Origin of the sequence: Clostridium sp. (assembly GCF_016650035.1) — a bacterium.
Lineage (GTDB): Bacteria > Bacillota > Clostridia > Clostridiales > Clostridiaceae > Clostridium_AD.
In genome coordinates, this window is sequence record NZ_JAENWM010000028.1 from 27,438 (window position 1) to 42,118 (window position 14,681).

Genomic DNA, 14,681 nt, shown 5'->3' on the forward strand with positions numbered 1-14,681 from the left:
TACGCAAAGGAGATGAGAGTATTGGCTCAAGAAGTTTTTCTATCGAATATGGATTTGAATGATGCAGTTAAATTATATTTTAATAAACTATTAGGTATTAAAGGTGAGATGGAGTATGTGGTAACATGGGAGGCTGCAGGACGGGTTTCCTACTCAGCAATTTACGCGAAAATATCATCACCTTTTTATAATAGTTCAGCTATGGATGGCATTGCTACTCTAAGCACAAAAACCTACGGAGCCTCGGATAGAAGTCATATTGAACTTCAAGAAGGAATTGATTATATAGTAGTTGATACTGGTGACCCAATACCAAAAGAATATGACTGCGTAATTATGGTAGAGGATTTAATAAACGTAGCCATGGGAAAAGTGGCAATTTATAAGAGTGCTGCTCCATTTCAAAATATTAGAACTATTGGGGAAGATATTGTTGAAACTCAGCTTATTATTCCATCAAAGCACTTAATTAGGCCCGTTGATATAGGATCTATAATAGCAGGTGGGATAAATGAGATTCAGGTATATAAAAAACCAGTGGTTGGAATAATTCCAACTGGAACAGAGATGGTTGAGCCCGGCGGAGAACTTAAAGTTGGAGATATTATTGAGTTCAACTCAAGAGTGTTCTCAGCACAGGTAAAGCTGTGGGGAGGATTGCCTCTAAGATTTGATATAGTAAAGGATGATTATAAGCTTATCAAAGAGGCGGTAAAAAATGCAGTAGAGAAGTGTGATATTGTACTTATAAATGCTGGATCTTCAGCAGGTAGAGAGGATTTTACTTGCAGGGTAATCGAGGAACTAGGTGAAGTTTGTGTACACGGGATAGCAATAAAACCAGGTAAGCCAGTTATTCTTGGAAGCATAAATGGGAAACCAGTGGTTGGTATACCTGGATTTCCTGTATCTGCTTATTTTGTAATGGAGAACATTTGTAAGAAAATAGTCCATACTTATCTTGGATTAAATAATGAAGTGGAAAAAATTGTTGAGGCTGTACTTACAAGACGTACTATGTCAACTTTAAAATATTTAGAATTTGTAAGAGTTAAGCTTGGATTTGTTTCTGGAAAATATATTGCAACACCTATAAGTCGTGGAGCAGGAACAACAATGTCCTTAGTTCGGGCAGATGGAGTACTTGAAATTCCACAAAACATAGAGGGCTATGAAGTGGGAACAAAGGTTGTGGTGAAGCTTTTAAGAAGCCAGGAAGAAATTAAAAATACACTTGTATGTATTGGAAGCCATGACCCAATAGTAGATATAGCATCAGACCTATTTCACATAAATAATGAGAAGTACTTTTTATCCTCTGCGCATGTGGGAAGTATGGGAGGGATAATGGCACTTCTTTCCTCAGAAACCCATATAGCACCTATTCATTTATTAGATATGGAAAATGGTAGTTATAATGTTTCTTATATTAAGAAGTATTTGGGTGATAGACCAATGGCATTAATCAAAGGAGTCAAAAGAATTCAAGGAATTATGGTCCCTAAAGGGAACCCATTAGATATTAAATCGCTAATAGATATAGTTACAAAGGGAAGAAGATTTGTTAATAGGCAAAGAGGCTCAGGTACAAGGTTATTTTTAGATTATAACTTAAAAAAACTGGAGCTCGATCCTAAAAATATATGTGGTTATGAAAGAGAAGAATTTACACATATTGCGGTAGCAGCTGTAATAGCCGCTGGAGATGCAGATTGTGGTCTAGGAGTTTATTCTGCAGCGAAGCTCATGGGATTAGATTTTATAGCACTTGGGAATGAAGACTATGATTTTGCCGTGCCTGTGGAGTTTTTAGATATGGATATGATAAAAGAATTTATTAAAGTAATTAAAACTGATGAATTTAAAGCGGAACTTGATAAACTTTCTGGTTATGATTACACGGATATAGGGGAAATAATTGAATTATAGGAGGGGTTTTTATGAGAGATAACTATGGAAGGAACATCAATTATCTAAGGATATCGGTAACGGATAGATGCAATTTAAGATGTATATACTGCATGCCAGAGCAGGGAGTTGAAAGTTTAAGTCATGATGATATTTTACGTTTTGAAGATACTTTGAAAATCATAAAGGCAGGCGCTTCCCTTGGTATTAATAAAATTAGATTTACTGGTGGAGAGCCATTAGTAATGAAAGATATAGACAAACTCATATATGATACTTCTAAAATATCAGGCATAAATGATATTTCCATAACTACAAATGGTATTTTACTTTCTGACATGGCAGCGGATCTAAAGAAGGCTGGACTTAATAGAGTTAACATTAGTCTTGATACACTGAATACTGATAAATTTAGAAACATTACCAGAATCGGTAATTTAGATAAAGTAATGGAAAGTATATACAAGTGTTTAAGCCTTGGATTAACCCCTGTAAAAATAAATACAGTACTTCTAAGAGGTATTAATGATATGGAGTTTGTAGATTTTTTAAACTTAATTCGTGAAATACCAGTAGAAATAAGATTTATAGAACTTATGCCTATAGGCGAAGGTGCAAAGATGTATGAGGAAAATAAATTGAGTTTTATGGAGTTACTAGCAGTGCATCCTGAATTAACTCAAATACAAACTGAGAAAAGTAGCACTGCAGAGTTGTACAAGCTAGAAGGGGCAAAAGGGAAGATTGGATTTATTAGCCCTGTAAGCTGTAAATTCTGTTCGGATTGTAATAAAATAAGGCTTACGTCTACTGGTACAATTAAACCATGTCTTCATTCCAAGGAAGAAATAAACCTAAGGAAATACTTAAATGACGAAGTTGGGTTAAATGCCGCATTAAAATCAGCTATTTATAACAAACCGCTTGAGCATCATTTACTGGAGGAAAGTGTTAGCAGAAGTATTAAGGTAATGTCTCAAATAGGCGGTTAATAAATAGAAATCAGGAACTATAATTTTTTGTGCCTTGAGCACGTGGAAAGGAATGATTATTTCTATGAGTAAAGGAAGTTTATATGCTATCTCAATTAGTCCAGAGAGAGGACAACTTAAAAAGGAAGTGCCTGAAGCTAATTTTATAGAGTGCTATGGGATAGAAAATGATGGGCATGCTGGCGATTGGGGTCGTCAGGTTACGTGTTTAAATTGGGCTAGTGTTCAAAAGGCTAATAAAGAGTATCATTTGAATGTTGGGCCCGGCGATTTTGCAGAGAATATTTTAATTGATGGATTAGATTTTTCTAGTTTATCTGTTGGTAGCAGAATAAGATTGGGTTCATGTGCTATTTTGGAGGTAACTCAGATTGGCAAAGAGGATCATCCAAGTATAGTTAGTAGAACATTTGGTGTAAGTCTTTTACCAAGCGAGGGTGTATTTTGTAAGGTAATTAAGGGTTGTAAATTAAAAAAGGGAGATTCCGTAGAAATAATATGAAGGGCTAAATAAATAGAAAAGGAGATAAAAAATGGAACTTACCCACATAAATGATGAAGGAAGAGCTAAAATGGTGGATGTATCTGAAAAGTCGGACACTGTGCGCGAAGCTATAGCAGTTGGATCAATATCAATGAAAAAGGAAACTCTGGAAAGAATAAAAGAAGGAACTATTTCAAAAGGAGATGTACTAGCTGTAGCACAAGTAGGCGGAATTATGGGGGCTAAAAGCACTTCTCAAATTATACCAATGTGTCATGCAATAATGATATCTGGTTGTGATATTAGCTTTAATATTGATATAGAAAACACTAAGATTGAAATAACTGCAACCACGAAGACGGTAGGTAAAACAGGCATTGAAATGGAAGCATTAACTGCGGTATCAGTTGCGGCTCTAACTATTTATGATATGTGTAAGGCAATAGATAGAGAAATGGTTATAAATAATATTATGCTCTTAAAAAAATCTGGCGGAAAATCAGGAATATTTGAAAGGAAGGGATTGTAATGGCAAAGGTTACTGCTGTAAATATAAGTGAGAAAAAAGGTGTTATAAAACATCCAATAGAAAAAGGATTTTTTAAACTTAATCACGGACTCGAGGGTGATGCACACGCAGGTAAATGGCATAGACAGGTGAGTTTTCTTGGGGAAGAGAGCATTGATAAAATGAGAGCTACTGGAGTGGAAGGCTTATGTTCAGGAAAGTTTGCTGAGAATCTCACTACAGAGGGAATAATTTTGTATGAGCTTCCTGTGGGAACTAAACTTAAAGTTGGAGAGGTACTTTTCGAGGTAACACAGATAGGAAAAGAATGTCATAAAGGCTGTGAAATTATGAAGCTAGTTGGTGAGTGTATAATGCCCAAAGAAGGTATATTTGCTAGGGTCCTTAGAGAGGGATATATTAAAGCTGGAGATGAAATTTTAGTGGAGGAATAAGTTATGGATGAACACATCGAAGCGTCACACGATAGGTGTAAGACTATGGAATTACTACCTGGTATTTTATTTAGCACCAAGGTAATAGAAGGCGAGGAACTACAGAAAAACTTAGAAAAAAACAGTGAATTTATATTAAATGCAGCTCCATTTATTAATCATTTATATGATTTCGTAAGAGGTTCTGAGTTTTTTGCATTACTGTGCGACGGCGATGGATGTATCTTAAACGTAGTTGGAGATGAAAATATATTATTAGAATCTTCTAAACTTAAAATGATTACTGGTGCATACATGGATGAAGCTCATATTGGGACTAATGCAATGAGCCTTGTAATATCTGAAGGACGCCCCTCTCAGGTGTCTGGCAAGGAACATTTTATTAATGCATATCATAAATGGACATGTTCTGCAGCACCAATTAAGGATGGACATGGAAATATAATCGGTATGATAAACTTAACTGGGTATATAGAAAATGTAAATCCTCATACCTTGGGCATGGTAGTAGCAGCAGCTGATGCTATTGAAAGAATGATTGAGAACAACAAATATAATTCAATGATTAAAATGTGCAAGAAGCGTCTAGAAACTACCTTTGATTCCATTTCTTCGGGAATTTTGACTTGTGATTTATTTGGAAATATTACAACAATGAATAAGCAAGTTGCTAAGATGTTAGGTTATGATGCAAGAGAAATGAAAAGTATGAAAATGCCTAATTTGATTTTAAGTTTTCATGAAATAATAGACAGGCTTAAGTTAACAGGTAACTTTACGGATGAGGATATATATGTAAATACGCCAGTGAATAAATTGCAATTTACTCTTACAGCATACCCAATTTATGACATTGATATGAATATTGAAGAAATAACACTTGTATTTTATGAATTGAAAAAGAGTAGGAAGCTTGCGGGGAGAATCTTAAGCGGGCAAGCAATATATACTTTTGACAAAATAATAGGGAAAAACGAAAAATTCAAAAAGCTTATTGAGTACTCTAAAAAGATAGCCGATAGTAAGTCTACAATACTAATTACTGGTGAAAGTGGAACTGGCAAAGAAGTCTTTGCTCAATCAATTCACAATCACAGTAACCGTAGTGAAGAGGCATTTATAGCGGTGAACTGTGGCGCTATTCCTAGAACACTTATAGAATCAGAACTTTTTGGTTATGAGGGTGGAGCTTTTACTGGTGCCAAAAAAGGTGGGAATGTAGGGAAATTTGAACTTGCAGATGGAGGTACAATTTTTCTGGATGAAATAGGAGAAATGCCTTCTGATATGCAAAACAAATTATTAAGAGTAATAGAAGAAGGCGTAGTAAATAGAATAGGAAGTACAAAACAAATAAATATCGATGTAAGGATTATGGCGGCTTCAAATAAGGATTTGCAGCATGAGGTGGAAATAGGAAATTTCAGAAAAGATCTTTTTTATAGACTAAATGTTCTTCCATTACACTTACCATCACTTAGAGAACGTAGGGACGATATTGCAGAACTCGTGAATTACTATATGAGAAAAACTTCTAAGAAACTTAATAAGCGCAGCGTGGATATTTCAGAAGAATATATGAACTACCTTAAAAATTACGATTGGCCGGGAAATATAAGAGAACTTGAAAATGTAATTGAGCGTATAGTTAATTCCGAAGTAATTCAGATGAATTTATATAATGAAGTAGCTGAAAATAAGGAGAAATCCAATGATTCATATATAGGAATAACTTTAGAACAAATGGAAAAACATCATATAACTGAAGTTATTAAAGAAGTTAATGGCAATATGACCTTAGCTGCAAAAATATTAGATGTTGCAAGAAGTTCGCTGTACAGAAAAGTTGAAAAATATAATATAGATTATAAGGGAATAGAAAATTAACAAAAAATATATTTTTAGAAATAAAGGATTATTGGATTTAATGTGGAAATATATAGAGTATAAGGAATTTTATTTCTAAATAGTTTTGTTACAAATTATATTGTACTCCAATCTTATTTAACCTTAAGGGTAAGGTATTTAAGACGTTAGGGCGTAGAGAGTGATTTCTACACCTGCCATTGTGTGAAGGAGTTCATATTCAAGAAGACATTTATGTGTTTTTGGATATGGACTCTTTTTATATTTTAAAAATAAGGAGGTGTGAGTTGGAATCTTGTGTGCAAGATATCCAGCAAAAAAATGGAAAAACAATTAATAATTTCACCGGAAAAATGCACCGGTTGCAGAACTTGCGAAATGGCTTGTTCATTCGCAAAGACAAATGCATTTAATCCACAAAATGCAACAGTATCAGTTTTTCAGTATGAAGAAGCAATGATATCTGTACCAGTAATGTGTCTTCAGTGTGAAGATCCATACTGTATGAAGGTATGTGTAGTGGGTGCCATTACTAAAAATGAAAACGGTACCGTGGTGGTAAATCAGGATAAATGTATAGGGTGTAAGCTTTGTATTAGTGCTTGTCCATTTGGGAATATGAGTTTTAATTCGGAAAATAAATCATTAGTTAAATGTGATTTATGTGGTGGCAATCCAAGCTGTGCAGAATTTTGCCCTTCAGGAGCAATAGAGTTTAGAGAGGCAAGTCCCTATGAACTTAATAAGAAAAAGTTAGTTGCAGATAAATTCAGAGATTTATTAGCGGAGGTGGATAAATAATGTTTGGATGGATGGGAAAAATTTTGAGAGTAAATTTATCAAATGGTGACATAAATATAGAAAATCTGAACATGGAAGATGCTAAACTCTATATTGGTGGAAGAGGACTTGGAACAAAGATATTTATGGATGAAGTGGAACCTACTGTGGAACCTTTTAGCCCAGAAAATAAATTGATATTTATTACAGGACCACTTACCGGAACTTTCGGAGCATCGGCAGGAAGATATGAGGTGGTAGCAAAGGCACCACTTACTGGAACTATAGGAGCATCAAATTCAGGAGGGCATTTTGGACCTGAACTTAAATTTGCTGGGTATGATGGAATAATATTTGAGGGTAAGTCTGAAAAACCTGTTTATTTATATGTTAATAATGATAGTGTGGAACTTAGAAGTGCAGAGCATTTATGGGGAAAAACTGTTTTTGAAACTACAGACGATGTGCTTAAGGAAACGGATCCAAATGCAAGGGTAGCTTGCATTGGACCTTCAGGTGAAAAGCTTGTACTATTTGCTACAGTTATGAATGATAAACATAGAGCTGCAGGAAGATCAGGTCTTGGTGCTGTTATGGGTTCTAAAAATCTTAAGGCTGTGGTAGTTAGAGGTACAGGAACTGTAGAAGTGGCAAAACCATTAGAATTTATGGCTGCTTGCACGGATGCAAGGGCTAAGATTAAAGCTAATCCAGTAACAGGTGTGGGATTACCCACTTATGGTAGTCAAATACTTGTTAACATATTAAATCAATCAGGAGCACTTCCAACTAGAAACTGGAGAGATGGAGGAGTATATGAAAATGCGGAGGAGATAAGCGGTGAGGCACTTACTGAAAAATATTTAGTTAAAGGTAAAGGTTGCTTTGCTTGTTCAATAGGATGTGGACGTTTAACTAAAATTAAAGAGGGAAAATTCAAAAGTTCTGGTGAAGGTCCCGAATATGAAGCAGGTTGGTCGTTTGGAGCAGACTGTGGGGTTAAAGAGCTTGATGCAGTTTGCAAGGCTAATTTTATATGTAATGAGTATGGGCTGGATCCTATAACTCTTGGTTCAACAATAGCATGTGCAATGGAGCTTTATGATAAAGGCTTAATTACAAAAGATGAATTAGGTGGAGAACTTAAATTTGGAAATGCAGAGGCAGTAGTTGATTTTACATTGAAGACTGCAAAACGAGAGGGTTTTGGCGACAAACTTGCAGAGGGGTCTTATAGGCTTGCTGAGTCTTATGGTCATAGTGAACTTTCTATGTCTGTTAAAAAACAGGAGATGTCAGCTTATGATGCAAGAGCAATTCAAGGTATAGGGCTAGGATTTGCAACATCTAATAGAGGGGCATGCCATGTAAGAGGCTATATGATATCGCCTGAAATACTTGGTCTACCTCAAAAACTTGATCCACTTGTGACTACTGATAAAGCTCAGTGGCTAATTATTTTTCAAGACCTTACTGCTGTAGTGGATTCGGCAGGAATATGTTTATTTACTACGTTTGCTATTGGACTTCCTGAAATTTCTGCAATGATTAGAACAGCTATAGGTTACGATTTCACAGATGAAGAGATTTTACAGGCGGGAGAGAGAATATGGAATTTAGAAAAACTTTTCAATCTAAAAGCGGGATTTACAAAAGCTGATGATACATTACCTGAAAGATTACTTAATGAACCATTACCGGAGGGACCAGGAAAAGGAATGGTTGTAGAACTGGATACTATGTTAGGTGAGTACTATTCACTACGTGGTTGGGATAAAGAAAGTATTCCAACAGAGGCAAAGATTAAAGAATTGTCTATAGTTTATTAAATAAAGTTAGCATGCATTATTTAATATTATGCATGCTAATTTTGTACTATATAAATATGAGGTGTGGTAATGAAGGTTAAATTTTTTGCATATTTAAGGGATTATACAAAAACGAAACAAGTAGATATAAGTGGATGTAATACAGTATTAGAGCTTTTAAATTTGTTAAGCGATAAATATGGTAAAGATTTAAGGAAAGCACTATTTAAGAACTCAGAGTTAAGCGACGAAATTATTATTCTAGTTAATGGAAGACATATTACACATTTAAATGGTGTTAAAACAGAAATTAGTGAGAACGACGAAATATCCATATTCCCTGTAGTGGCAGGAGGCTAAATGGGGAAAATATTAGTAGAAGGTGAAAATATTATGGTTACATCTGAGAAATATGTGGACTTAGCGCATGTAGATGAAATTTTAAATAAACATCCAAAAGAGCAGAGGTTTACCTTAGCAATTCTTCAAGATATACAAAAGGAATATAGATATATTCCAAGAGAAGCTCTTAATAAAGTTTCAGATTATCTGAGTATTCCTCTAAGCAAATTATACGGTATGGCTACATTTTATAAAGCTTTAAGTCTTGTTCCAAAAGGAGAAAACATAATAACAGTATGCGATGGTACGGCTTGTCATGTACGAGGTTCAGTTGGCGTACTAGAACAAATACAAAATTATCTCCATATCATGCCAGGAGAAACAACTGAAAATGGTAAGTTTTCACTTCAGACCGTGAACTGTTTAGGTTCTTGTGCCATTGCGCCTGTAATGGTTATAAATGATAAATATTATGGAAAAGTAACTCCAAATATGATTAAAGATATTATAAATCAATATGGAGGGGATGAAATTCATGAATAGTGTTAAAGAAGATAAAAGGATAATTTATGTATGCTGTGGTACTGGATGTCTTGCTAATGGAAGTAAAGAATTATATGAAACACTGAAGGAAAAAATTGAAAAGTTAGGGGCACCAATATCAGTGGAAACTTATATAAAGCCAACTGGTTGTAACGGACTTTGTGAAAAGGGACCTGTTGTAAAAATAATGCCAGATGATATTTCTTATTTTAATGTTAGAGAAAAGGATGTAGAGGAAATAGTAGAAAAAACAATAGTTAAAGGACAGGTTATTGATAGACTCCTCTACTTTGATATATCTCTTAAGAAAAAAGTTAAATCTCATAAAGAAAGTGAATTTTATAAAAGGCAAATGAAAATTGCTTTAAGAAATATTGGTGAAATAGATCCAACAAGTATTGACGATTACATAGAAAGAGATGGTTTTAGGGCTTTAAAGAAGGCACTATTTGATATACCAAGGGAAAATATAATTAAAGAGGTGTCATTATCTGGACTTAAGGGAAGAGGAGGGGCTGGATTTCCTACAGGTACTAAGTGGAAGCAGTGTGATTCAATAGAAAGTTTTCCTAAGTATGTGGTATGTAATGGAGATGAAGGTGATCCTGGCGCCTTTATGGATAGAAGCATTATGGAAGGGGATCCGGGTAATGTGATAGAAGGTATGACCATATGTGCATATGCGATTGGTGCACATACTGGATTTGCTTATATAAGAGATGAATATAATTTAGCAATAAAAAATATGACATTGATTATAGAAGAGGCTAGAAGATTAGGGTACCTTGGCACTAATATAATGGGCAGTGGGTTTGATTTTGATATAGATATAGTAAGGGGTGGAGGAGCATTTGTATGCGGTGAATCCACAGCACTTATGGCATCTATTGAAGGTAAAGTAGGAGAACCTAGAGCAAAATATATACACTCTACGCAGAAAGGACTATGGGGACAACCTACCGTATTAAACAATGTAGAGACATGGGCAAATATACCAGAAATAATTTTAAAAGGTGGGGATTGGTATAGCTCTATTGGTACTGAAAACAGTAAAGGAACTAAAGTATTTTCATTGGTTGGTAAGGTTAAAAATACAGGGCTTGTAGAAGTCCCAATGGGTACAACTCTAAGGGAACTAATATATGACATAGGTGGAGGAGTAATAGGTAACAAAAAGTTTAAGGCCGTTCAAATAGGTGGACCATCAGGAGCTTGCATACCCGAGCAGTATCTTGATTTAAAAGTGGACTATGAATCTCTTGCTAAGGCAGATGCCATTATGGGTTCTGGTGGTATGATTGTTATGGACGAAAGAAACTGTATGGTTGATGTAGCTAAGTATTATTTGAATTTTCTTTCTGAGGAATCCTGTGGAAAATGCACACCTTGTAGAGAAGGGATAAGAAGGATGCTGGAGATACTTAATGATATATGTGAAGGTCGTGGAAGAGAAGGGGATATTGAAAGGATCATTAAAATATCCGATACGGTTTTGGAAGCTTCGCTATGTGGACTTGGGAAAAGTGCGCCAAATCCTATTTTATCTGCAATAAAGTATTTTAGAAATGAATTTGATGAGCATATAAGGGATAAGAGATGTTCTGCAGGCGTATGTAAAGAACTAACCACTTTTTATATTGATACAGATAAATGTATTGGTTGTGGCGTTTGTAAGAAGAATTGTCCTTCAGATGCGATAACGGGAGATATTAAAAAGGCACATATAATTAATCTAGATAAATGTACTAAGTGTGGCAATTGTATAAATAACTGCAAATTTAATGCAGTAATGGTAAAATAGGGGGTGACATCATGAAAATAACGATAGATGGTAAACAATATGAAGCTGAGAAGGGAGAGTATATACTTAGTGTTTGTAAAAGAAATGGAATTGCTATACCCACTCTTTGTGATAGTGATGCACTTCCAGGTCAAGGTAGCTGCAGACTATGTATTGTAGAAGTTATTGACAGAGGTTGGGCAAAAGTTGTAACTTCATGCTTATATCCAATAACAAAACAAGTAGAGGTACTTACTAAATCTGAAAAAATAATGAGTATGAGAAAAACAATAATTACGCTTCTTACTGCACGTGTTCCGCAAAATGAGTACATGATAAAGTTAAAAAATGAGTATGGTGTACTTGATGAGGAAATAGAAAGATTTAAGTTGGATGACTTGGAGAATTGCATACTTTGTGGACTTTGTGTAAAAGCTTGTGAAGAAGTAGGTATCAATGCCATATCAACTGTAAACAGGGGTGTAACGAAAAAAATATCTACTCCTTATGATGAACCTTCAGAAGGCTGCATAGGCTGTGGAGCATGTAGTTTTGTTTGTCCAACAGGGGCTATAATAATGAAGGACACTAAGGATATAAGGACTATTTGGGGAAAGACATTTAAGCTTCTTAAATGTGAGAAATGCGGGAGTTATTTCACGACTAAACAGCATTTTGATTATGTTACAAAAAAATTAAATGAATTTAAAAGAGAAGAACTATGTGAAGATTGCAAAAAAAAGATTGTTTCAGAAAAATTTAGAGATGTATCTGAAAATATTAATCTAACAATTAATAATTAAGCCATTATTGACTGTCCTAGAATAAAACACTGTTCTAAAATAGAACATCAAACAAGCAGTAAAGTGTTTTAAATTGGGACGGTGAATAAATACTACTTTCAATTATTTTTTAATGCCACCGAAACGCTGCAAAATGGCTATGTTTTGGTGAAATTATATTTTTTTATTTTGGCATTAAACTTGCTCTATATATAAATATGTATAACAAAATAGAGTGAGGAGTGATTTTTATGTATGGTTACAATGGTAAAATATTAAGAATTAATTTAAAGGATAGAACGGTTAAGGTTGAAGCTCTTGACTTAGAAATAGCTAAAAAATTTATTGGCGGTAGAGGACTTGGAACGAAAATATTCATGGACGAGGTAGATCCTATGGTTGATCCATTAAGCCCTGAAAATAAGCTTATAATTATTACAGGACCATTAACAGGCACACCTGTTCCAACTGGCGGAAGATATATGGTAGTTACAAAATCGCCACAATCAGGTACAATTGCTTGTTCAAATTCAGGTGGTTATTGGGGAGCTGAATTTAAGGCTACAGGTTATGATATAATCATACTTGAAGGTAAAGCAGATTCACCAGTTTACTTAACCATAATAGATGATAAGGTAGAAATAAAGGATGCAAGTAGTCTTTGGGGAAAACTTGTTACAGAAACTACTGATATAATTAAGAGTGAAATGCCAGATAAATCAAAAGTTATGACTATTGGACCAGCAGGTGAAAGATTATCTAAAATGGGTTCAATAATGAATGAGTATGACAGAGCAGCAGGCCGTTCTGGTGTTGGAGCTGTTATGGGTTCTAAAAACCTTAAAGCTATTGCTGTTAAAGGAAGCTCAAAGCCACAAGTAGCAGATACTGAAAAGCTAAAAGAGGTTTCAAAAATTTGGATGAAGAACATAAAAGAGAATGGTGTTACAGGAGCAGGTCTTCCAACATACGGAACTGCAATCCTTGTAAATATACTAAATGAAAACGGTGTACATCCAGCTAATAATTTCCAGCAGTCTTATTTTGAAAAAGCTGATGATATTAGTGGAGAGACAATGACTAAAGATATCTTAGTTAGAAAAAATCCTTGTTATAGATGTCCAATCGCATGTGGTAGATATGTAAAAATACCAGATATGGGTATAGAAGTTGGGGGACCAGAATATGAAACACTATGGTCTTTTGGTTCGGATTGTGGAATAGCTGATATGAATGCAATATGCAAGGCAAACTATTGGTGTAATGAATATGGTATGGATACAATTTCTGTAGGAGCTACTATTGCCGCTGGAATGGAACTTTATCAAAAGGGATATATTAAAGAAGAAGAACTAGAGGGAATTCCACTAGAATTTGGGAATGTACAAGGAATGATAGATTGGACTATAAAAATAGGAAAATCAGAAGGACTCGGAGCGAAAATGGCTCAGGGTTCATACAGACTTTGTGATTCATATGGCGCAGCTGAACTTTCAATGACAGTTAAAAAGCTTGAAATTCCTGCTTATGATCCAAGAGGTATACAGGGACAAGGGCTTTCATACGCTACATCCAACAGGGGTGGGTGCCATGTAAGAGGATATATGATATCACCAGAAATATTAGGGCTTCCACAAAAATTGGATAGATTTTCGCTTGAGGGAAAAGCTACTTGGACAAAGATTTTTCAAGATTTAACTGCAACTATAGATTCACTTGGATTATGTTTATTTACATCATTTGCTATGGGAGCTCCTGATTATGCTGATTTATATAATGCAGTATGTGGTACAGATCACACCGCGGAATCTATACTTGAAGCAGGAGATAGAATCTACAATATAGAAAGACAATTTAATTTAAGTGCTGGAATAGATGCGTCGCAAGATACACTTCCTAAAAGATTACTTGAAGAGCCAATTAAAGAAGGCCCTTCTAAGGGAAATGTACACAGATTATCTGAACTTCTTCCAGATTATTATCTCGAGAGAGGCTGGGATGAAAAAGGTATTCCAACAGAAGAAAAATTAAAAGCATTGGGGTTATAATTTCATAAATCCTAGTGAAATACAACAGCTTCGAAGATAATGATTAAGTTATCTAATTGGGAGGTGAAAATGTGAAAATTACAGTGAAATTATTTGCTACATTTAGAGATGGTAGGGACAAAATTCAAGTTTTTGAACTGGAAGATGGTAAAACTCCGGAAGATGTTATTGCCGCTCTCGGAATAGAAAAGTCTGAGGTCGCAATTTTACTTGTGAATGGACGCGATGGACTATTTGACAAGCCACTTTTGGAGGGAGATCTAATAGCACTTTTCCCACCAGTTGGAGGAGGCTGATAGTTAATTTGCCTTTTATAAACCCCATGATTATAGTTTTATAATCATGGGGTTTTGTTTTACCAGAAGCACAGGGTATTGCAAAAAAA

14 protein-coding genes are annotated in these 14,681 nt (G+C 34.9%); all 14 read left to right on the plus strand.

The window, feature by feature from the left end; genetic code table 11:
- Positions 1-21: 21 nt before the first annotated feature.
- The 14 genes from JJD95_RS08665 (at position 22) to JJD95_RS08730 (ending at position 14,592) form a co-directional block, all read left to right on the plus strand.
- Positions 22-1,929, plus strand: coding sequence for a molybdopterin biosynthesis protein (locus tag JJD95_RS08665; RefSeq protein WP_291642388.1), 1,908 nt, complete (start codon positions 22-24; stop codon positions 1,927-1,929).
- Positions 1,930-1,940: 11 nt separating this feature from the next.
- Complete coding sequence (moaA, locus tag JJD95_RS08670) at positions 1,941-2,900, plus strand: GTP 3',8-cyclase MoaA (protein WP_291642390.1); 960 nt, start codon at positions 1,941-1,943, stop codon at positions 2,898-2,900.
- A 52-nt stretch (positions 2,901-2,952) separates the two neighbouring features.
- Entirely contained in the window at positions 2,953-3,402 is a 450-nt protein-coding gene (locus JJD95_RS08675; RefSeq protein ID WP_291642392.1) for an MOSC domain-containing protein, read from the plus strand.
- A 31-nt stretch (positions 3,403-3,433) separates the two neighbouring features.
- A complete protein-coding gene (gene moaC / locus JJD95_RS08680) occupies positions 3,434-3,913 on the plus strand; it encodes a cyclic pyranopterin monophosphate synthase MoaC (RefSeq protein WP_291642394.1) in 480 nt (159 codons plus the stop codon).
- Entirely contained in the window at positions 3,913-4,347 is a 435-nt protein-coding gene (locus JJD95_RS08685) for an MOSC domain-containing protein (RefSeq protein ID WP_291642396.1), read from the plus strand. Before moaC ends, JJD95_RS08685 begins: the two co-directional genes overlap by 1 nt.
- A gap of 3 nt (positions 4,348-4,350) precedes the next feature.
- On the plus strand, positions 4,351-6,234 hold the full coding sequence (locus tag JJD95_RS08690; protein ID WP_291642398.1) for a sigma 54-interacting transcriptional regulator: 1,884 nt from the start codon (positions 4,351-4,353) through the stop codon (positions 6,232-6,234).
- A 261-nt stretch (positions 6,235-6,495) separates the two neighbouring features.
- Positions 6,496-7,014: a 4Fe-4S dicluster domain-containing protein gene (locus JJD95_RS08695; RefSeq protein WP_291642399.1), complete on the plus strand. Its 519-nt coding sequence runs from the start codon at positions 6,496-6,498 to the stop codon at positions 7,012-7,014.
- Positions 7,014-8,822, plus strand: coding sequence for an aldehyde ferredoxin oxidoreductase family protein (locus JJD95_RS08700; RefSeq protein WP_291642401.1), 1,809 nt, complete (start codon positions 7,014-7,016; stop codon positions 8,820-8,822). The genes JJD95_RS08695 and JJD95_RS08700 overlap by 1 nt, the downstream gene beginning before the upstream one ends.
- 69 nt (positions 8,823-8,891) lie before the next feature.
- Positions 8,892-9,161 carry a ubiquitin-like small modifier protein 1 gene (locus JJD95_RS08705; RefSeq protein ID WP_291642403.1) on the plus strand — a complete coding sequence of 90 codons (270 nt, stop codon included), beginning with the start codon at positions 8,892-8,894 and terminating at the stop codon, positions 9,159-9,161.
- A complete protein-coding gene (gene nuoE / locus JJD95_RS08710) occupies positions 9,162-9,686 on the plus strand; it encodes an NADH-quinone oxidoreductase subunit NuoE (RefSeq protein WP_291642406.1) in 525 nt (174 codons plus the stop codon).
- Positions 9,679-11,487: an NADH-quinone oxidoreductase subunit NuoF gene (locus tag JJD95_RS08715; RefSeq protein WP_291642409.1), complete on the plus strand. Its 1,809-nt coding sequence runs from the start codon at positions 9,679-9,681 to the stop codon at positions 11,485-11,487. The genes nuoE and JJD95_RS08715 overlap by 8 nt, the downstream gene beginning before the upstream one ends.
- A gap of 11 nt (positions 11,488-11,498) precedes the next feature.
- Positions 11,499-12,269, plus strand: a complete 771-nt coding sequence (locus tag JJD95_RS08720) for a 2Fe-2S iron-sulfur cluster-binding protein (RefSeq protein WP_291642411.1) — start codon at positions 11,499-11,501, stop codon at positions 12,267-12,269.
- 230 nt (positions 12,270-12,499) lie between these two features.
- The gene (locus JJD95_RS08725; protein ID WP_291642413.1) at positions 12,500-14,296 is read left to right on the plus strand and encodes an aldehyde ferredoxin oxidoreductase family protein; all 1,797 of its coding nucleotides are present in this window, start codon (positions 12,500-12,502) and stop codon (positions 14,294-14,296) included.
- A gap of 71 nt (positions 14,297-14,367) precedes the next feature.
- Positions 14,368-14,592: a MoaD/ThiS family protein gene (locus tag JJD95_RS08730; RefSeq protein WP_291642415.1), complete on the plus strand. Its 225-nt coding sequence runs from the start codon at positions 14,368-14,370 to the stop codon at positions 14,590-14,592.
- Positions 14,593-14,681: the final 89 nt, after the last annotated feature.